The sequence below is a fragment of the Providencia sp. PROV076 genome (assembly GCF_028483405.1).
GTDB lineage: Bacteria > Pseudomonadota > Gammaproteobacteria > Enterobacterales > Enterobacteriaceae > Providencia > Providencia huaxiensis.
The window spans coordinates 53,152-73,368 of record NZ_JAMPRR010000001.1; the positions used below are offsets into that span (position 1 = coordinate 53,152).

Below are 20,217 nucleotides of genomic sequence, written 5' to 3' on the forward strand. Positions count from 1 at the left end.
GCAATAGCCTCATTCGCTTTACAGATTTTCCATTTCTCGTTGTGACTTTGCTATCATTTTTTTAAGTGCATGTGAAACGGCAACAAACCCAAAACTCGCTGTAACCATAGTAACTGCGCCAAAGCCTGAAGCGCAGTCCATACGCTTAGAACCATCCGCAGTACTTTTTGCCGCACATACCGTGCCATCGCTTTGTGGATAAACAAGTTGCTCGGTAGAAAAAACACAGTCAATCCCAAGCTTTCCTTTCCCGTTTTTAATGACGTTAAAATCAGATTTTAAGCGTTCTCGCAACTTAGCCGCTAATGGGTCTTGGATAGTCTTAGCCAAGTCTGCCACTTGAATTTTTGTTGGGTCGATTTGCCCACCAGCGCCCCCTATGGTGATAATAGGTATTTTAAAGCGCCTACAATACGCTAGTAACGCTGCTTTAGGCCTCACACTATCAATAGCATCAATAACATAATCAAACCCCGTACTAAGGTAGTGAGCGACATTATCGACAGTAATAAAGTCATCAATAACATTCACTACACACTCAGGGTTAATTTCTAAAATACGATTTTTCATCACCTCAACTTTTGGTTGCCCAACCGTCGACTTGATGGCATGTAATTGACGATTAGTATTAGTCACACAGATATCATCCATATCAATCAATGTGATGAACCCAATACCTGAACGAGCAAGCGCCTCCGCAGCCCATACACCAACCCCACCAACCCCAATGACACAAACGTGAGAACGTGCAAAAAGATGAAGAGCATGTTGCCCATATAAACGCCCGATCCCAGCAAAACGCTGCGTCCAAGCATCAGAAAGCTTAGCTTGCATAATAACGAACAACCTCAGTTAAATCTGTGACTACAGTGAACCAAATAGCGGCTGGCTTTTTTTCAGCACCCAAACTCGCCCATAATGGTTATAAAAACCGGCCATTTTCCCAGCGTCATGACCTATACCGTGGTAAATATCAAAATGATGCCCTTTAATTGCACCACCGACATCCAAGGCTATCATCATACGCATTTCATACTGCCCCGTAAATTTCCCGTTATTATCTAATACAGGGATTTCTGCGAGCAAAGCTGTACCCGGTGGAATGAGGGTTTTATCTGATGCAACGGATGCCTTAGCAATTAAAGGAACCGCACTTGCGCCTCTAACAGGGACAAATGATTGCGGTTTAAAAAAGACAAATGACGGGTTTTCTTCTAAAAGCTGGCGAACTTCTTGCTCGCTATGCTGGTCCGTCCAATCATGGATAGCTTGTAATGACATTTGGCTAAGAGGAACCTCACCGCGGTCTACCAGCACTTTTCCGATACTTTTGTACGCATGGCCATTTTTACCTGCATAACCAAAGAAATTCAAAGGGCTACCATCCCCAAAATCAACATAGCCACTTCCCTGAACTTCCATCATAAAATTTTCAACGGGTGAATTACTATAAGCTAAAATTAAATTATCACTCAGGGCACCGTTATAAATCGCGGCTCGGCTAGGTAAACGCTTCTTTCCTTTTGGGGGCATACCGTATAACGGATAACGAAATTCACCTTGTGCCATACGACGGGCCTCAATCACAGGTGTGTAATATCCTGTAAATTGCACGTTTCCATAATTATCGGCACCTTCCATTTGGAAAGCCGTTAAATTGAAATTTGCCAATTGAGCCGGATCTCCTCCCGCCATCAACCAGTTTTCTATGGCATGGTAAGCATCATTGTTATTTTTAAACAACCGTGGTGATGCATTTTTGATTTCATTAACCTGCTGATTAAAATCTGGCGCATTGATTGGTCGTCCCTGTACATTCACTTGATTTACTTTCTGTAAATCTTGAACTAAGCGACCATCTTTATATTGTTGGCCTTTATCCGTTGGATGGGTTTGGCACCCAGCTAATAAGGAAAGAAATACACTGGTTACTAACCACTTTTTTACTGTTTGTTTATTGACGATTTTTGTTAGCCCTATATTCATGCTCTACCACCCAGATAAATCCAACAATCCAATATGAAGCGCACAATAGCAAACCCAATTAGGGAATGAAACGTGTAAATATATTTAGAGTGGTTATTTTCCTTCACCAACTCATCAAAGTGTAAAAAACAGCCAGACAGAACAAATTTTGTTCTGTAAATGCTAAATTTTGAAAAAAAAACACGAAAAAACTTGCATCAGATCTCATCCCGAGTATAGTGCCCGCATCGGACGCGGGGTGGAGCAGCATGGTAGCTCGTCGGGCTCATAACCCGAAGGTCGTTGGTTCAAATCCAGCCCCCGCAACCAATTACTGATTAAATCAGTAAAGTAACAAAAAATCTGCAGTATAAAGTCGTAAAAATTCAGTCGCGGGATGGAGCAGCATGGTAGCTCGTCGGGCTCATAACCCGAAGGTCGTTGGTTCAAATCCAGCTCCCGCAACCAATTTTTTACCTCTTCAGTCGCGGGGTGGAGCAGCATGGTAGCTCGTCGGGCTCATAACCCGAAGGTCGTTGGTTCAAATCCAGCCCCCGCAACCAATTCTTTTGAGTACCCTTTCTGGTCCCCCATCACCTTTTTAATATCACTATAAAAATTCTATTTTTAATCATAACTGAAAAATAAAAAAGGCGATCCACATACGTTTATCACCTTTCTTAATCTTTTTAAATTAACTAGTTGCGGATCGCTAATGCACCACCGTTACGGAAATAAGCTTTTACTCCTTCAAAAATGGATTCTGCCATTTGCTGTTGGAATTTTGCTGTTTTTAATTTCTTCTCTTCTTCCAAATTACTAATAAAAGCGGTTTCGACTAGAATCGATGGGATCTCAGGTGCTTTAAGTACCGCGAAACCGGCTTGGTCAACTCTGTTTTTATGCAGTTTGTTAACTTTCCCCATCCGTTTTAGTACTTCATCACCGAATTTCAAGCTGTCATTAATTGTCGCAGTTTGCACGAGATCAAACATCGTATGGTCAAGATACACATCACCACTTTTACTCACTCCGCCCACTAAGTCCGCTTCGTTTTGTGTTTGTGCAAGGTAACGAGCCGTATTACTGGTCGCGCCTTTCGTCGATAGTGCAAAAACAGAAGAGCCTCGGGCTGAACGATTAGTAAATGCATCCGCATGAATTGAAACGAATAAATCTGCCTGCATTTTACGCGCTTTCGCCACTCGGACTTTTAATGGAATAAAGACATCTTCATTGCGTGTCATATAGGAGCGCATTTTAGGATCTTTATCTATCAGTGCTTTTAGCCGACGTGCGATCTGTAAAACCACATCTTTTTCGCGCGTTTTATATTTGCCGATCGCACCGGGGTCTTCGCCACCATGTCCTGGGTCGATCATAATAATAATTGGGCGATCCGTCCCTGCTTTACCTGGTTTCTTCGCTTGAGCAGGCATGCTCTCCTCAAGATCACCTTTATTATAATCCTCAAGTAATGCCAATAGAGGATCATCATTGGTGTCAACGCCTTTACCTGGATAAAAATCAAGAACTAAGCGATGCTTAAATTCCGCAACAGGGGCCATCGAGAAGAATTGAGGACTGACTTTATTTTTAACTTCAAATACCAAGCGAACCGTTTTCGGATCAAATTGCCCAACTCTAACTAGTTTAAGGTAGGGATCACGTGTTTGAATTTGAGTTCCCATATCCTTCAATACATTATTTAACTGCACCCCTTCAAGATCGACCACAATACGCTCAGGGTTATTAAGCACAAACTGACGGTACTTCAATGGAGTACTAGATTCCAATGTAACTCGTGTATAGCTCGATGCTGGCCAAATGCGCACAGCCACCACGCTGCTACTTGCAGAAAAACCGAATGGGCTAATGCTCAGTAACATAACTGCTGCTGCGCCTTGAATAAAACGACGCTTCGATGGGTTGTGATCTTGGTGACTCATCAATAATTCCGAACCTAGAACTGAGAAATAAAGTGATTTTAGGATAAATGCTAATAGTTAGCCTTGAAATACGCACTCTAACTAATCATTTGCACTCTGTCATTAAGAATATATCAAAGCATCTATAGAGTTACAGACATGAGTATAACCTAATCATACTGAGAGAAAATATTTGTGAGTGACTTTCTGTGTCAATTTTATGCAATTTAGTTTTCATAGAGTATATCGAGTTAAATTTAGAGATATGTAAATGTAAAAAATAAAAATGTTACTTTTTTTATCCCATCTTTTACTTGATATTTACCGACAAAAAGAATAAAAATACATTATTAACGAATAAAAATTCAATTAAGAGGGTTGTTATGAAAGAGCGCAGCACCGAGTTGGTTGATGAGTTTCGCCATTCGGTTCCTTATATAAACGCCCACCGCGGCAAAACATTTATTATTATGCTTGGTGGTGAAGCGATTGCGCATGAAAATTTTCCTAGCATTGTCAATGACATAGGATTATTGCATAGTTTAGGCATCCGAATTGTTGTCGTTTATGGCGCTAGGCCTCAAATTGAGGACATTTTAGCAGAGCATAAATATGATGCGGTTTATCATAAACATACTCGCGTCACCGATGCGAATACTCTTGAATATGTAAAGCAAGCTTCTGGCGCTTTACAATTAGATATCACGGCTCGGTTATCTATGAGCTTAGGTAATACCCCGCTTCAAGGCGCACACATTAATGTGGTTAGTGGCAATTTCGTTATTGCCCAACCTCTGGGCGTTGACGATGGTATTGATTATTGCCACAGTGGAAGGATCCGTCGTATTAATGAAGAAGCCATTAATAATCAATTAGATAATGGTTCTATTGTACTAATTGGGCCGGTTGCCGTCTCAGTCACAGGGGAAAGTTTTAATCTGACCTCTGAAGAAATTGCCACTCAATTAGCAGTAAAAATGAAAGCGGAAAAACTGATCGGTTTTTGCTCCTCACAAGGTGTAGCAGACAAAGAAGGCAATATTTTGTCTGAATTATTCCCAAATGAAGCAGAAAACCGCATTCAAGAACTTGAATCTGAAGGTGATTACTATTCAGGAACTGTGCGCTTTTTACGCGGAGCCGCAAAAGCTTGCCGCCGAGGCGTCCGCCGTAGCCACCTATTGAGCTACCAAGAAAATGGCTCGTTAATTCAAGAGTTATTCTCTCGTGATGGTATTGGTACCCAAATCGTCATGGAAAGTGCGGAACAAATCCGCCGTGCAAACATTAATGATATTGGTGGAATATTAGAGCTTATTCGCCCATTAGAGCAACAAGGGATTTTAGTTAGACGTTCACGTGAGCAATTAGAAATGGAAATTGATAAATTTACCATTATTGAACGTGATAACTTAGTCATCGCTTGTGCAGCGCTTTACCCTTACCCAGAAGAAAAACTAGGTGAAATGGCTTGTGTCGCTGTTCATCCTGATTACCGAAGTTCATCTAGAGGAGAGGAGTTACTGCACCGTGTTGCTGTACAAGCAAAACAATTTGGTTTAGATAAACTATTTGTCCTGACAACTCGTAGTATCCATTGGTTTCAAGAGCGTGGTTTTACCCCCGCGGAGATTGAGATGTTACCAATGAAAAAGCAGGCTTTATATAACTACCAGCGTCGCTCTAAAATATTGATTTTAGACCTAAAAAACCAAGCTGATAAGTGAATATTAGAGTCTTCAGCATAATTACTGTTTCGTCACTGACTTTAGCCCCAAACTATACAAGGATGCATAGTTTGGGTCGTAGCTTTAAAACTACGGAATAGCCGTTAAGCTATCTGAATAACTCTAGCTTTCTCACACAAAGGAATGGAATCTAAATGTGGTTGGATTGCCGCTTTCATCTCAGCGAAAGATGTACCATAAAAATAGAATGCGGTTTCTGTCGGGCCATCCCAAACGCCATGAATGCTCCCAATATCTTCCACAGCATCATCTAGAATATCGAACACTTCACTGATATCCCCGTTTTCATAAACGTCATCCGCGAGTTCTGTCCCGTTGAAATAAATAGCCATACCTTCATCTGAACCAAAATCGATTCGAACATCTTCCCCATGAATAAATAAACGAGAGCCTTTTGGAGCTAACATTGAAGAAAAAAGTTGAATAATTAAACTGATATTTTCGTCACTCGCCTCTTCAAGTGCTATTTCTATATCACATTCCTGCGCTTCACCATTATCACCTAATAATGTCCCACCACCTGTGACATGAATATTTTTATCCATGCTTTTCATGACTTCATTAAATGCATCTTCTAAGTCACCACGCCTAATAGGCTCAAGCCTTGCATTTAATGTTACTGTAATTGCCGTCATTTCTTGCTGGTTATCCATCTCATTACCTTTACTTTAGGGTGAATTATTCACGTAACTTACAAATAAGTTAGTTACATTAATTGGGTCGCTAAACCGCTCCGTCGCTTAGTTGGCGTTTCAACGGCTCGACGTAATACTTTTGGGCTACCGTAAAGAGATAGCTCTTTTTTAGCTCGAGTTATCGCTGTATACACAAGCTCACGTGTCATCACTGGAGAATATACATTTGGTAAAACCAATGCGGTATGAGCAAACTCCGAACCTTGTGATTTATGAACGGTCATTGCATAAGCTGTTTCATGCTGTGGAAGCCGGTTAGGTTGTACTCCACGAATAGACCCATCTGGAAATTGGAAATAGGCTCTCAGTGCATTTTCTTCATCTGGTAAAATGATGCCTATATCCCCATTAAAAAGTCCTAATGGGCTATCATTACGACTAATCATAATTGGTCGGCCTGCATAGTGTTTATTCAATAAATTATATGGGCGGTTTATTATCCCTTGCCTATGAAATAATTTTTCTAATTTATCGTTAAGGCCAATAACGCCAAAAGGCCCTTCCCGCAGAGCCGTTAGTAACCGATATTGGTTAAATTTTTTCAGAACTTGCTCAGGATCTTCTTTATCTTTAACCGCAAGTAGATATTCCTTATAATTTTCAGCGGCATCTAATAAAATTTTCGCGTAATCATCCGCTGTTTCTTGAATATAACTATGCACATCTGGACGTTGTTGATTTAGTAATTGTTGAACTCGAGAAACATTCCCTTCATTTACAGCAAAAGCGAGTTGGCCAATCCCTGAGTCTGCAGAAAAACGGTAGCTTTTACGCAATAAACATAGGTTATCACGAATAATTGGGCCGCTTGGTGATGCGTAAGCTGCAACTGAATATCCTGTTAGCGCCGAAAGTTGAGATGCCCTTTCCACACTATAACCGTTATCAGCAAACTGACAAATATCCCCTAACACAGCACCCGCTTCGACAGAAGCAAGTTGATCTTTATCACCTAGAAATATTAATTTTGCATTTTCAGGCAGTGACTCAAGTAATTTACTCATCATGGGTAAATCTACCATTGAGGCTTCATCAACAATGAGTACATCAAGAGATAAACGGTTGTCTCGGTTATAACGAAACTGCTGACTTTCAGGTTGAGCCCCTAATAAACGGTGTAATGTTTTTGCATGATTAGGCAAAACAGCGCGTTCTTCATCGGTTAAAGGCATCTTTTTCATCGCTTCACCAAGAGATTCCGTCAACCTAGCTGCCGCCTTACCAGTTGGAGCAGCCAGCTCTATTCTAATTTTGTGGTGAAGTTTGGTTTCAAGCTTAATTAATGCGGCAAGGATACGTGCAACCGTTGTTGTTTTTCCCGTCCCTGGCCCCCCTGATATGATTGACACCTTGCTGGTTACGGCAACTGCTGCTGCAATTTTTTGCCAATCAATATCATCAGTAGTAGGAAATAAATTATCTAGTACTTCCTTGATTTGGGCATTATTTTGCTTTTCTATTGATGTGTTAGAGAAAAACTTTGCAACATATTGCTCATATTGCCACATCCGTTGAAAATATAAGTATTCCCCTGAAAGTATTAAAGGCGAGATCTGGTTTTCTGTTGATAGCGACACTGCATTTGCTTGTTTGAGCGTTTGATAAAGTACTTGTTCGCTCGGCTCTCCCATTTTTTGCCAAAATTCAGCGGCTAATTCAGGATGCCTTCCTGCAAATAACTTTTCAGGTATAACATCTGCCAATGCTAAGCAAACGTGCCCAGCCATAGTTTCTGCGCTAAGAAGTGCGGCAATCATAAGCACTATCGGGTGCTTATCATCAGAAATACTGTAAGCAAATTGCACATCAAGAGGTGTAAAGATACGTAGCTCAATAGCCTGATTAAATAGGGATTTCATTAAGCGGGTTCCCCTTGTTGAACATTTTTAAATAAGCTATCTAACGCTTCAATAAACGCTTCTATAGGGCGATAAAAGAAAATACCGTTACTGGAGTTAACATCATCTACCCCCCTTAGAAATAAATAATAGACACCCCCAAAATGGGTTTCATAATCATAATTAGGCATTCTTTGCTTTAGGTAACGATGTAACGCCAACGAATATAGTTGATACTGCAAATCATAGCGGTGGTCTATCATCGCTTCAGCCATCGCTTCTTGGGTATAAAAGCTAGCGTCTTCCCCTAGATAATTTGACTTATAATCAAGAAGGTAAAATTTACCTTTCCAGTAAAAGGTGAGGTCAATAAACCCTTTTAAAATTCCCTGAACTTTCTCAAAACTTAGTGGAGGACAACGTTGTGATAATGGATCATATTGATGTGTTATTTTATCTAAATGGCCTGCACTCAACATTGACTCAATAGGCAGATAAAACTGCATCTCATCTAATTGGTCTTGAGGCCGTAAAGCAGATAAACATAACCCGTCTTCTGATAGTGGTGCATGTACAATTGCGTGTAGCCATTCTTGCAGCATTGGTGCCCACTGTAAGTCGAACCCTGAGGATTCAAGTTTTTCAGCCAACCATTCTTGAGAAACTGGTTCACTAAAATCAATCTCTTCCATTAAGCTATGTAAAAATGTTCCTGGTGACGCACCTTTAGGAAATTGATGAGGAGTTAGGGTCAAAGACTCGTCTTCCTGCTGCTCTACATCAACACTAGCCTCAATATCCATATTCGGGGATAATGAATTCGCAAATTGCAATGCTGAAACTGATTCTTCTGCTTCAGTATGGCTTGAACCGTAACTTAACCCCGAATAGCTAGTAACACGCCAGTGGTCATTAAAATGACGAGTCACTGCTCTTGCGGATAAGTTTACACGACCATTTTGTTCTAATAATACGCGTTCCGACTTAGGTTGATTAATCACTGCAACATCAATAACGTCATTGCTAATTTCAGCCAACATCTCGTTTAAGAGTTGGTAATCACCAGCTTGCCCTTTTTGGATAACGTAACCCAGTGCAGATAAGTGTAAATCGGTTTCACCACTTTTTTTCCTGTTACCTTTAATTAATGGTGCAATACCGACACTACAGTGATAAATAGCCCTTGTGAGTGCCACATATAATAAACGTAGGTCTTCTGCCAAGCGTTCTTCGTCAGCTAAAGCGACATTTTCTTCGCTATCATTTAAATCTAGCCGTACCCCATAATCTGTTCTGTCGTGATATAAGCCTTTAGATTGAGGTAAAAAATTGCTCGCAAAAGGCAGCCATACAATTTTGTATTCAAGGCCTTTAGATTTATGTATGGTACTGATCTGCACCAAATGTTTATCACTTTCAAGACGCATTTGCTGTGCGTCAGATTGATGATCAGGATGGGCTATTTGTTGCGCTAACCAACGGATTAGTGTGTGCTCACCTTCAAGTTGTAATGACATTTCTTGCAGTAATTCACCAATATGCATCACATCCATCAAGCGACGCTCTCCGTCGGTGCCTGATAATAATGTTTCTGCAATTTGCCTCTGCGCCATGACCATTCTAAGCATGGGGAGCACGCCTCGTTTTTGCCACACCACGGCATAACGAGCAAATTCATCTACAATTTTTTCCCACGACCTTTCATCATGGTTTAGGTCATCAATTTGTTTAGCGGTTAAACCCAATATTCCTGTCGCTAATGCACTGCGCAAAACACGTTCTTTTTCAGGTGTTAAAACTGCCTGTAGTAACCACAATAAATCCCTAGCTTCTGACGTTGAAAATACACTCTCCCGATTAGATTGAAACACCGAAGGGATATTTAACCGATTTAAAGCATCACGAATTAATACGGCTTCGCGCCGACTGCGCACCAACACAGTAATATCCGAAGCTTCGACAGGAGTATGCGTTCCTTTATTGTCAAAATAGCTACTACCTTGCAAGCCACCTTGCAAGTATTGTGCGATTTGTACTGCACATTGTGAAGCTGTTGCTTGCTCATATTCAGCAACGGAGACACCTTCTTCTTCCATTTTCCAAAATGTAAGCGCGTTGACTTCTTCACCATTATGGATAAGTTTTCTACCGCTATTTTGCTTAGCGAAATTAACGGGTTGAAAAGGAATTTGTTCAAAAATAAAAGGTGACTGACAATGGCTAAATAGATGATTAATAGCTTCAACCATATTTTGTGATGAGCGATAATTAGTCTCTAATGTATAGTGAGCGCTAACTTCATTTTTTGCTTCAATGTAAGTGAAAATGTCAGCGCCTCGAAAAGCATAAATAGCTTGTTTAGGGTCGCCAATAAAAAGTAATGCACTGTCATTAACTTCTCGATAAATTCTTTGGAAAATACGATACTGCTGTGCATCCGTGTCTTGAAATTCATCTATCATCGCAACGGGAAAACGTTGGCTGATAGCTTGAGCTAAAAACTTTCCACTCTCTTGAGCAAGAGCACTATCTAAACGGGTCAATAAATCATCAAATCCCATTTCACCACGATTATGTTTTTCAAAACTAATCGCTGACCTCACCTCTGAAATTGCCAGTGGAATAATTAGATCTTTTAGGGTTAATGATTGAGAAAGTAGCTCATCTATTCTTTGGAAAACAACATGCTCTGGCCCTGAGCCACTTTTTGATTTTTTATGTAGTACCGTTTGTGAGAAGCGTTCAAGATCTTTAGGCAGCTGATAATCTTCTGTTTCTTCTTGAGCCCATTCGCCAATTTTTATCAACCATGCGGGTAGAAAACGAGTACTATAACTTCGTTTATCAACATCTGACTCAGCGATGAGTTTCTCAAAATCCGCTGAATTTTCTAACCATGCCGTTTTAACTGACTCAATTAACAAGATTAGCCGCTGATGCCGTTCTTCTAGAGTTTCTACTTGTTTCGGTTGGTTAATAATTAAAGGAATATCACCCTGTAAGAAAGGTTTAATCTCCGAAAGCAATGCTTCGGGACTATTCCACAGTGACTGAATGACTTTTGTCATGGAGTAATTCAGAGGATAAAAATGACGGCGCCAAAAGTCTGCACAGGCTTGTTTTTGAATCGGAGATTCATCTTGAATCATTGTTTGTTCGAACAATACTCCCGACTCAAATGCATTATGAACTAGCATTCTTTGGCAAAAACCATGGATAGTATATATCGCCGCTTCATCCATTTGCCTTTCCGCTGCCTGCAACCATTGCGCAGCGAATTTTCTTTGGGACTCCCCCGAAAGCTCGGCTAATAATTCAAGGTACTCAGGCTGCGACTCGAAACCAACACCATTTCTTAAGCAAACTAAGCGCATGTCATGAATACGTTGACGAATACGTCCCCGTAACTCATTCGTCGCAGCCTCAGTAAATGTCACAACTAAAATCTCTTCAACACTTAACGGCCTAGGAAACGCATTAACACCTCCCAGACCTAGTAAAAGCCGCAGATAAAGTATACCAATTGTGTATGTTTTACCCGTTCCTGCAGATGCTTCAATTAACCGCTGTCCACGCAGAGGCAATGAAAAAACATTCAGTAATTGGGACTCTACCTGCACTTTATTCACTCAGCATCTTCCTTTATTGGTAAAATCTTTTGCAACTGAGAAGCTGTCGAGTAAAGCACCCAATCTTTCAGATGAGCATACCCCACTTTAGTATCAACTCCTTGGCCTATAACTTGGGAGCTAACTGCTAATCCTTTGTGCTTTATAACCGCATTTTCATAATACTCGATGACTTGTTCTTTCGTTGCGGTCCCTAAAGTTGCAATAACTTTTTCACGTGTATCAAAACTGAAAATATTTCTAGAAAAATCAGATGAGTAACGGCCTACTTCCTCATAGAATGTTTGAGGTGGTTGGTTCATCTCTGTGATAATAGACTGTTTATATTGATTAAACTCATCTATCGGTAGTTTTTTCAGTTTCTCTAATGCTTGAAGATAAAATTGTTGGTAACGAGTATTTAAGTAACTCGGGGTTTTAGCATTACTTTGAATTAAAAAGCCCATTCCCCACTGATCCCCCAGCCCTGCTTTAAAAGCAAATACTGCGTAACCCAGTTGCTCATTGGTTCTTAATTGGTCATAAAACCAAGGCTGAATCACTTTAGAAAGAATACCTGATAATACTGCACCATCAATGCGGCTATAACCGTCTGGGATAAAGATTTCAGCAAGTGCGTTATCTGAGCTATTCCCCTGTTTGTGGAAATCTGCTAGGTAATTTTTGTCAATAACGACAATGTCACCACGCCACCAATTGGTACCTTCGCTCTTTAATAATTGCTGTGCATCTTTAATAGTTTTAATGCTTTGCGATTCAGTCATATTACCAAAGACCAGCGCTTGTAATGCGGCACTTTTAACTACCATTTCACGGTAGTTAGTGATGTCCTGCAATGAAATTTTATCTAGCTCGGCTAAACGCTGTTCTTGCTCAAAATAAGGCACACTATTAATACGCTGAAGCGGTTGCATGGCCAGCTCATAAGCTTTCGCATTATTAGCAACTTCAATTTGCTCTTTATACCAAGACTTCGCTTGAGCTAACTCTTGTTCCGTTGGCTCAAAATTCAGGTATAGCTTTGTCATGGATAAAAAGAGTTCAGGTAAATGTTGGGTGTAACCACTAGCATTTAATTGCAGACCGATTCCCTGAGAAACAGAGACAGACATGCCTGCTACAGATGCCTGATATTGCAGTTCATCCATTTTCAATGAAGCGATATATTGTAATAAAGAGCCCGTGACTTGTTGCTTAGCGTCTTTATCACCTTGGTTAGAACGTAATGATAAGGTGATACTCGCCTTTGGCTCATCTGCAAAATATTGACTTGGCATATATAACACACGTGTATTGCCATCTTGATAGATGAGCTCGGGGTGTTTATAAGCCTTATCAGTTTTAATTAGTGATAAATTATCAGCAATATACGGGTTTAAAGCAGGCAATTTAAAATTCATTTTAGATTCTAAACTTGCCCAGGTTTTAAATTGTTTTGCTGTGATTTTATTAACTTGATACGGTGCATCAACAAAGTAGGCTTTTTTGTTATTCGGTTCATTTGGACTAATAAACCAAATTCTCGCCTCTTGCGCAGTGAGCTCTGATAAACGCTGTTTAATCGCTTCAGGGTCATACTTATCAGCAATGTAATCTGAGTCAAGAACATGATTAACTGGAACATCAATCATTTGGTCTGATAACCATTCAATGTAGTTCATGTCCCTGACAATTGAACCATAACGGAATGATAAATTAAGAACTTTTGCTATTTCATCAAAGTAGCTTTTATTAACTCCATCATTCTTAATTAACTCAAGATAAGAAAAGATAGCTGCGATAATTTCGTCTCTTTCTTGTAACCCTTTATCTGTCAGCGTGACATAAATAGAGAATGAGCCATAGTTTCTATCTAAATTTGGAGTGGCAGAGGCGCTGATACCTTCAGCAAGCCCTTGCGATATTAACCAATCCGCCAATGTTCCTGGGCTTCTATTACCAATTAAGTAACTAATATAGTTGTCACTTTTACTGCGAAAATCTGCCATATTATTTTTAATGCTAAATTCAATTTGTATGGCTTTTTGTGGTTGAGCTGGCACATAATGAATAATAATGCCTTTTTCATTATCCGTTACCGCAGGGGTATTAACAGCCGGAACACTGGCATTAAAATTAGGTATACGCCCAAATGTTTCCTGTGCAATATTCGCTAATGACTCAATAGATTGGTCGCCGTAAAGCACTGCATTCATTAGGTTTGCAGAATAATACTGCTTATAAAAACCCACGAGCTCATCTTGTAGTTTGCTATTAGGTTTATCTTTCAGAGTCTCTAAATTCCCCCCAGAAAAACGTGAGTTCGGGTGTAATGGGTTCAATGTTTCAGAACGTACTTGCCATATACGCATCCCATCACGAGAGCGTGCCATTGTAAGTTCTGCATTAACTGCATTACGTTCTCTGTCCGCATTAATCGGGTCTAAAAGTGGCTCAGCTAATGCATCTGCAAGCCTATCCGTCGCTTCTTTTAGTGCTCCATTTTCAACTTCAAAGTAATAAGCAGTACGATGAGAAGCGGTACTTGCATTATGGCTACCACCGTGTTTTTGCAAAAATTCAGAGAAACTACTTGGCTCTGGGTACTTTTTGGATCCCATTAAAACCATATGCTCTAAATAATGAGCCAACCCTAATTGGCTATTTGGGTTTTCAATACTACCAACAGGTATCGATACCGCAGCCAATGATTTTGTTGCTTTGGTATCTGATACTAATAAAACCGTCATATCATTACTGAGTTTGATGGCTTTGTATTCCCTAGGGTCACTTTCACTTTTATTTACTGTTTCAGGCAAAACTTGCCAAAGTGGTTGTGCTGCAACCGCTTGGCCGCCGAAAAAAATTATCAGTAATAAAAATAGATGAGCGATATTTTTGGATAAATATTGCATCCTTTGTTGCTCTCCTGTCATTTCAAGTATTTTGTCATCGGTAATAAAAACCGTTGAGTGTTTGATAACAAAGATTTAATCATCGCATCATCAATGCTTCTGCAAACTCTTGACACATAGTCGTCTTCCATCTCGCCTTTTTGCATCTGACTTCCTTGTAAGCTTTGGAGCAAAGCAGATAATGCTTTTTGTTGAATTTCTTCGCTCGAAAAATCGTACTCTTTTGTCTTTTTATCAAAACAAGCCTTAACCCAACTCCAACCACTTTGAGAAAGAAGAATTAGTGGGGAATTAAACCCTTCGCAATAGCCTACAAATAAATCTTGTAGATAAGCCAATGCATTTTCTTTGCTAATAGCGGAAAACTGCCAAATACTATTATCTCTTCCTAGTGCAAGGCTTTCCCCTTCACCTATTTGCGAGTTAAATAGCAAATGCTCCACCCATAGCTGTACCCCATCATTAGCAGTTAAGTAAGCCGGACGATAGCGTACTATTCCTGTTTCATGAGCATTTTTTAGTACACCTGTAATTTTGACCCCATTTAACTGAAAATCAAATGGATAATCAAATAGCTGCATATCATATTCTTTAACTTTTTCAGCTAATGGCGATATCTCATTCAACTGCTGTTCCCAGAAAAGTTGACCAAATTGTCTGGCTGGCAGCTGGCCCGATGCCTTTAAAGCAGAATAAAAAGGCTCAATACTTTTATCTTTGACAAGTAAATTTAAAATTTGATCATTAATTTTATATCGTTGTAACCGACCTAAGTTAAACGGTTCTTCTTCTGGCAGTTCAGTTTCTTCAATAGAGAAATGCACTTTCAAACGCTGTTGAAAAAATGCCCTAATCGGATGACGATAAAAACGTAATAATTGTTCTAACGAAATTTCAGTAATGGGTTCTCGTATTTCAAGTACTGAACAAAATGGCTCATCAACTTTATTTGTTGTTTTTGCGGCAGGTAACCACTCACTCGCGAAGCTCTGATAAAGCGTTTCTGGTAAGAAATTTTCTTTTGCGAATGGGACTCTATTATGTTGAATGACCAGATGTCCCCTTAATCGTTTCGCACTTTCATCTATGTTCAAGGTTTCATCGCCAATTAGACAAAAACTTTGGCAAATATAGTCAATTAATTCAGTCACTAATACCGATGGATTACAAGGCTGATTATCACGAATAGAAAGCCCAATATAGCTAACATACAGTTGCTTAGATGCTGAATTCAATGCTTCTAAGAATAGATATCTATCGTCGTCCCGGCGTTTTCTATCTCCACGAACAGGCTTTTCAGCCATCAAATCAAACCCTAAAGGTGGTATATTTCGCGGGTAAGCCCCATCATTCATTCCCAATAAACACACAACCTTAAATGGCACTGAACGCATTGGCATCAACGTACAAAAATTAACAGCCCCCGCCAAGAAACGTTGACTAATCTTTTCATCATCAAAACGAACTGAAAGCTCATCACGAATTAAACGCAATGGCACTTGTTCTTCATATCCTGAAGTTATCGCATTATCAACGATTTGATGCCACTGTTCCGTCAATAGTGCGAGAACGAGTTCAGTTTCTCCATCAACCATAAAACAGCTATTAAGTAGTTGTTGGCAAAGCTCTTTCCACTCTTCAAGTGGACGTTCTTGTGCTAGTAAAGAACGCCATTCTCTAAGTGTGTTGATTAATAATGCTAATTTCCCAGCGAGTTGAGCCGCTAAACCACTACATTCATCATAAGGTAAAATACCACTCCACGGTCCATTTCTGCTATCCATTGCATAGCCAAGCAACATCCTACTTAAACCGAATTCCCATGTATTTTGCCCTATCACTGGTAAAGCGAAAGAACGTACATTATCGTCATCAAGCCCCCAGCGGATCCCTGATTCATTAACCCAGCGGCGTAATAAGCCTAATTCACTTTCATCAATACCAAAACGTTGAGAAAATGCAGAAACTTCAAGTAGGCTGAGAACTTGCTCCGTTGAAAAACGGCTCTGAGGTAAGTCAAGTAGCATAATAAATGCTTGTAAAATGGGATGAGCTTGTAGTGCTTTCCTATCTGAAATTGAAAAGGGGATATATCGAGTTGATGTTGTATTACCGAAAACAGCCTGAATATACGGTGCATAGCTGTCAATATCTGCAACCATGACTATCACATCACGCGGTGTTAGCGATGGGTCTTCCTCAAACAGAGAAAGCAAATGATCTTGTAATATTTCAACTTCTCTCTGTGCGCTATGACACAAATGGAATGTTATCGAATCATCTAGCTCACTGATCGGTCGTTTACCAAGACTCGTTTCATAATTTTCTAATGTTGTCCCTAATTGAGCGTGGTTTTCAAGATCTAAAATATCTTGCTGGACATTCTCTAATAAATTGACTCGTTCAGTATCAACATAGGCTGATATTTCATTAGCGCTATCGATTTGAGAAATAAAATATAAATTGTCCCTGCCAAGCCTCCCCCACGATGCAAGTAGTGGATTGGCAATGTCCTGCTCACCATTTTCATTAAATAAATCAGGAACCTGTCCTTCAAATTTGAAGCGAGAAATTTCATGTTTATCAAGATAATGTCGCAGCTTTCTTTGCTGTAATCTAGCTAAAAATGACGCACTCTGAATGTCTCCCCAATAATAACGACAGGGGTTAGTGAACATTAAGTGAACATCTGTATGCTCTGCTATTGCATTGAGAGCTTGTAAATAAACAGGCGGGAGAGATGAAATACCGCAAATAAAAATACGTTTAGGCAGCATTTTTCCTAAATCAGGAGTCGATGACAATGTACCAATAAAATGTTGATATAAATTAGCACGGTGCCAAGGCGGCTGTTTTAATTCATTTGAATAATCAACAAGGCATTGCCACAAACGTTTTTGCCACAGTTGATTTTCACTTAGACCCTCTACTAGTTCATTCCTTTGCCATACTTCGACCCATTGTGGGCGATAAACTAAATATTGGTCAAATAAATCGGCAACCCTACCAGCAAGCTGATGAAGTTTACGTTTATCTGCATCCTCTTGAAGATAATGCCTTAAAGGTTCAAATTCGTCCTCGTCAATGACTGTTGGCAGTATTGTCATGAGTTTCCATGTCATTGCTTGTTTGGTATAAGCACTTTCTTTTGGAATATCCGGTAAGACTCGCCTAAACATGTCCCAAATAAATGTTGCCGGTAAGGGATAGTTAATATTTGCAGCAATACCAAACTGTTTAGCAAGTTCGATTTGCAGCCACTGTGACATCCCAGGACTTTGTACTAAAATTATTTCTTGCTCAAAAGGGTGAGAAAGTGGTTCATTTTTCATTAAATGAGTCATTAGATCTTTTAATAAATCTAATTGATTAGAATGATACACTTGAAACATAGTGCTCTCCTGTTGAGCAATACCAACGACTTAATGAAAATGGCTGTTTTTTTATTGTTAACGATACCACTAACTCAGTACAATTATCGGCCTGCGGTAAACGAGTTGCTTGTATTTTCCATTCAGGGTAACGCAAATCTGGGTCCATGGCAGAATTTTTCTCCCCAGATATTGATGCTGTTAACATTGCGCTCTTTTCTAATGTACTATGCAATCCCCTAACCGCTGAAGAATTCATATACAATTGATTAAAATTCAATATGATATATTGCGAATAGTTTACCAAAGCTACCAATGAAATAGCAAAAATAACCACGCCAATCATTGCCTCTATTAATGCGAATCCTTGCTGTTCTATTTTCACTAGCAAAACCCTTTTTTTACCACTGGGCAATAATCTAACCACCCATTTTTACGGGGAAAAAGCTGTTGCTTATTTGCATCTAATACCATCCATCGATAAACTTTAATATCATTTCCTAGACGATAATGGCTTTGTCCCGACAGCAAAAAAGTCGCCCCTTTATAATGTTTTAAGCAGCTTTTCCACTGTTGAGTTTTCTCTTTCTGGCAAACCCAATTCTTTAACCCTCTCTGTTTACTATCCCATTGCAATGTCGCCCCCCATGAAAGAGCTGATTCTGCTTTATTAAAAGTATCGAAATATTTAATTTCCTTACGCAGATCATCCCGAGCCCGCTCTTGGAAAAAATGCACAGATTTAATCAATAATGAGCCTATTGTGATAAAAATAATAACCATAAGTAGAGAGGCATTTCCCTGTTGTTGCGCTATATTCTTCATAAGTTTCTAACCAAGACTGCTATTTGATAATTAAACGTTTGGTTGGGCAACAAATCTGTCTTAAGATTTATTTTCATTTCAAGTAATTGGGTATTTTCCTGCCAACCAAATGCTAATGTTGTAACTTTGATTAGCTTCTCATCAAATAGCGATTGCCAACGCGTTCCATCGCAATCTCTGACATTTCGATTAGACTCTAATTTTTCATTGTTTAACCGATACCCAAAATAATCAGACTCTATCGACTTAGATTTAATGTCCTCCCACTTACCCGATAAATCTTGGTCATAGGCAAAAATAATGCATGAATTATTTCCTCGGCTTAAAAACTTAGATGTAATTTTTAAAGGCTCTTTTCCACAATCTAAGCTACCGCAGTAACCAATCCTTCTAAAATCTTTTTCCATGTTTATTAATGTCTGCCTTATATCTTTGTCTATTTGATATTGAATGTAAGCTCGGTAGGTTTGTTTAAATAATGTAGGGATGACACTCATCGCTGATACACAGACAATGCTACTGATTGCCATTGCCATCAACATTTCAATCAGTGTAAAGCCTCGTTGTTTTTTAAATTTATCGTGATTTAAGGAGTTCAGCATTTAGGCACTCCAGTCATTTTTTTATGACTACAGCTTCTAATGCGGCCTAATGAAGAGATATAAATTGTGATCTGCTCATGCTGATTTTTTAGCCCTATACTGAAAGCACGAATAGTCCCCTGCTTCCCATACAGCTGAATTGACGTCCGGCTCGCTTTCCAGAGCTCTATTCCTCGATGCCTTTCTGCTGTCAGTTTGCCAACCTCTTGCTTGTTATTTGCATCTTTAACAATCAGCTGCCAATCACCTACCCCAACTTTAACCGATAATATTTGGTACCTATTTAAATAGACACCTTCCGTCATTTGACTATAAATAAACTCTGATACTTGCCTAGCTGCGTCGATTAATCGCTGCCTTTCTACCTGCTGCTGCCATTGATATAAACCAGACAACATGACCAAAGAACAGATAAATAGAACAATCAGAATTTCAATTAAGGTGAAACCACGCTGTGTTGTATTTGATTCAACTTTCATCTTGTTGTGACCTCACTTTTTCATACGCAAGACAGAGATTGCCAAAAAAAACCGGTATAGCGAGGCTTGTCATTGCAAACTGCATAACGTTTCGCAACAAAATAAAGAGATTCATATAAATACAACTCGGTCTGCGAAGCGCTTCGCAAAAAAATAGTTAATTCAAAGTAAATACAAGAAAGTAAATTACTTATGAGCCAAGATAGAATTCATCAAGGCGATGGAATCAATAAAGAGTGATGG

Annotated in this window: 13 protein-coding genes and 3 tRNA genes; 4 read left to right on the forward strand and 12 right to left on the reverse strand. The window is 39.5% G+C overall.

What is annotated here, in order from left to right; translation table 11 throughout:
- Window positions 1-18: 18 nt before the first annotated feature.
- Window positions 19-834 carry a tRNA cyclic N6-threonylcarbamoyladenosine(37) synthase TcdA gene (gene tcdA, locus PSF67_RS00260; protein ID WP_210848166.1) on the reverse strand — a complete coding sequence of 272 codons (816 nt, stop codon included), beginning with the start codon at window positions 832-834 and terminating at the stop codon, window positions 19-21.
- A 30-nt stretch (window positions 835-864) separates the two neighbouring features.
- Window positions 865-1,986, reverse strand: a complete 1,122-nt coding sequence (gene mltA, locus PSF67_RS00265; RefSeq protein ID WP_195697666.1) for a murein transglycosylase A — start codon at window positions 1,984-1,986, stop codon at window positions 865-867.
- Between the two features lie 232 nt (window positions 1,987-2,218).
- Here mltA and PSF67_RS00270 point away from each other — a divergent pair.
- The 3 genes from PSF67_RS00270 to PSF67_RS00280 all read left to right on the forward strand — a co-directional run bounded on the left by PSF67_RS00270 (window position 2,219) and on the right by PSF67_RS00280 (window position 2,528).
- A tRNA-Met gene (locus tag PSF67_RS00270) sits at window positions 2,219-2,295 on the forward strand.
- Window positions 2,296-2,356: 61 nt separating this feature from the next.
- Window positions 2,357-2,433 (forward strand) — tRNA-Met (locus tag PSF67_RS00275).
- 18 nt (window positions 2,434-2,451) lie between these two features.
- Window positions 2,452-2,528: transfer RNA gene (locus tag PSF67_RS00280), tRNA-Met, on the forward strand.
- A 135-nt stretch (window positions 2,529-2,663) separates the two neighbouring features.
- Here PSF67_RS00280 and amiC read toward each other — a convergent pair.
- Window positions 2,664-3,914 (reverse strand): N-acetylmuramoyl-L-alanine amidase AmiC, encoded by a 1,251-nt coding sequence (gene amiC, locus PSF67_RS00285; protein WP_102139953.1) that lies wholly within the window; start codon window positions 3,912-3,914, stop codon window positions 2,664-2,666.
- A gap of 362 nt (window positions 3,915-4,276) precedes the next feature.
- On the opposite strand from amiC, the gene argA reads away from it, so the two are divergent.
- Entirely contained in the window at window positions 4,277-5,620 is a 1,344-nt protein-coding gene (gene argA / locus PSF67_RS00290) for an amino-acid N-acetyltransferase (protein ID WP_102139954.1), read from the forward strand.
- A 104-nt stretch (window positions 5,621-5,724) separates the two neighbouring features.
- On the opposite strand, the gene PSF67_RS00295 is transcribed toward argA, so the two are convergent.
- Genes PSF67_RS00295 through PSF67_RS00335 form a run of 9 tightly spaced genes read right to left on the reverse strand, consistent with a single transcriptional unit; the run spans window position 5,725 to window position 19,974 of the window.
- Window positions 5,725-6,294: a hypothetical protein gene (locus PSF67_RS00295; RefSeq protein ID WP_166264453.1), complete on the reverse strand. Its 570-nt coding sequence runs from the start codon at window positions 6,292-6,294 to the stop codon at window positions 5,725-5,727.
- A gap of 53 nt (window positions 6,295-6,347) precedes the next feature.
- Window positions 6,348-8,195 carry an exodeoxyribonuclease V subunit alpha gene (gene recD / locus PSF67_RS00300; RefSeq protein WP_195697667.1) on the reverse strand — a complete coding sequence of 616 codons (1,848 nt, stop codon included), beginning with the start codon at window positions 8,193-8,195 and terminating at the stop codon, window positions 6,348-6,350.
- Window positions 8,195-11,803 carry an exodeoxyribonuclease V subunit beta gene (gene recB, locus PSF67_RS00305; protein ID WP_272676323.1) on the reverse strand — a complete coding sequence of 1,203 codons (3,609 nt, stop codon included), beginning with the start codon at window positions 11,801-11,803 and terminating at the stop codon, window positions 8,195-8,197. Before recB ends, recD begins: the two co-directional genes overlap by 1 nt.
- Window positions 11,800-14,697 carry a pitrilysin gene (gene ptrA, locus PSF67_RS00310; RefSeq protein ID WP_272676325.1) on the reverse strand — a complete coding sequence of 966 codons (2,898 nt, stop codon included), beginning with the start codon at window positions 14,695-14,697 and terminating at the stop codon, window positions 11,800-11,802. Before ptrA ends, recB begins: the two co-directional genes overlap by 4 nt.
- A gap of 17 nt (window positions 14,698-14,714) precedes the next feature.
- Window positions 14,715-18,089, reverse strand: coding sequence for an exodeoxyribonuclease V subunit gamma (gene recC / locus PSF67_RS00315; RefSeq protein ID WP_272676327.1), 3,375 nt, complete (start codon window positions 18,087-18,089; stop codon window positions 14,715-14,717).
- Window positions 18,067-18,453, reverse strand: coding sequence for a prepilin-type N-terminal cleavage/methylation domain-containing protein (locus PSF67_RS00320; RefSeq protein ID WP_102139960.1), 387 nt, complete (start codon window positions 18,451-18,453; stop codon window positions 18,067-18,069). Before PSF67_RS00320 ends, recC begins: the two co-directional genes overlap by 23 nt.
- Window positions 18,453-18,893, reverse strand: a complete 441-nt coding sequence (locus tag PSF67_RS00325) for a DUF2509 family protein (RefSeq protein WP_102139961.1) — start codon at window positions 18,891-18,893, stop codon at window positions 18,453-18,455. Before PSF67_RS00325 ends, PSF67_RS00320 begins: the two co-directional genes overlap by 1 nt.
- Complete coding sequence (locus PSF67_RS00330; RefSeq protein ID WP_272676329.1) at window positions 18,890-19,495, reverse strand: prepilin peptidase-dependent protein; 606 nt, start codon at window positions 19,493-19,495, stop codon at window positions 18,890-18,892. The genes PSF67_RS00325 and PSF67_RS00330 overlap by 4 nt, the downstream gene beginning before the upstream one ends.
- Window positions 19,489-19,974, reverse strand: coding sequence for a prepilin-type N-terminal cleavage/methylation domain-containing protein (locus tag PSF67_RS00335; RefSeq protein WP_102139963.1), 486 nt, complete (start codon window positions 19,972-19,974; stop codon window positions 19,489-19,491). The genes PSF67_RS00330 and PSF67_RS00335 overlap by 7 nt, the downstream gene beginning before the upstream one ends.
- Window positions 19,975-20,217 lie beyond the last annotated feature (243 nt).

Bases quoted from the DNA above. Each gene is read 5' to 3' on its own strand.
- tcdA (WP_210848166.1), bottom strand. From the start codon at position 834: ATGCAAGCTAAGCTTTCTGATGCTTGGACGCAGCGTTTTGCTGGGATC.
- mltA (WP_195697666.1), bottom strand. From the start codon at position 1,986: ATGAATATAGGGCTAACAAAAATCGTCAATAAACAAACAGTAAAAAAG.
- amiC (WP_102139953.1), bottom strand. From the start codon at position 3,914: ATGAGTCACCAAGATCACAACCCATCGAAGCGTCGTTTTATTCAAGGC.
- argA (WP_102139954.1), top strand. From the start codon at position 4,277: ATGAAAGAGCGCAGCACCGAGTTGGTTGATGAGTTTCGCCATTCGGTT.
- PSF67_RS00295 (WP_166264453.1), bottom strand. From the start codon at position 6,294: ATGGATAACCAGCAAGAAATGACGGCAATTACAGTAACATTAAATGCA.
- recD (WP_195697667.1), bottom strand. From the start codon at position 8,195: ATGAAATCCCTATTTAATCAGGCTATTGAGCTACGTATCTTTACACCT.
- ptrA (WP_272676325.1), bottom strand. From the start codon at position 14,697: ATGCAATATTTATCCAAAAATATCGCTCATCTATTTTTATTACTGATA.
- recC (WP_272676327.1), bottom strand. From the start codon at position 18,089: ATGTTTCAAGTGTATCATTCTAATCAATTAGATTTATTAAAAGATCTA.
- PSF67_RS00325 (WP_102139961.1), bottom strand. From the start codon at position 18,893: ATGAAGAATATAGCGCAACAACAGGGAAATGCCTCTCTACTTATGGTT.
- PSF67_RS00330 (WP_272676329.1), bottom strand. From the start codon at position 19,495: ATGCTGAACTCCTTAAATCACGATAAATTTAAAAAACAACGAGGCTTT.
- PSF67_RS00335 (WP_102139963.1), bottom strand. From the start codon at position 19,974: ATGAAAGTTGAATCAAATACAACACAGCGTGGTTTCACCTTAATTGAA.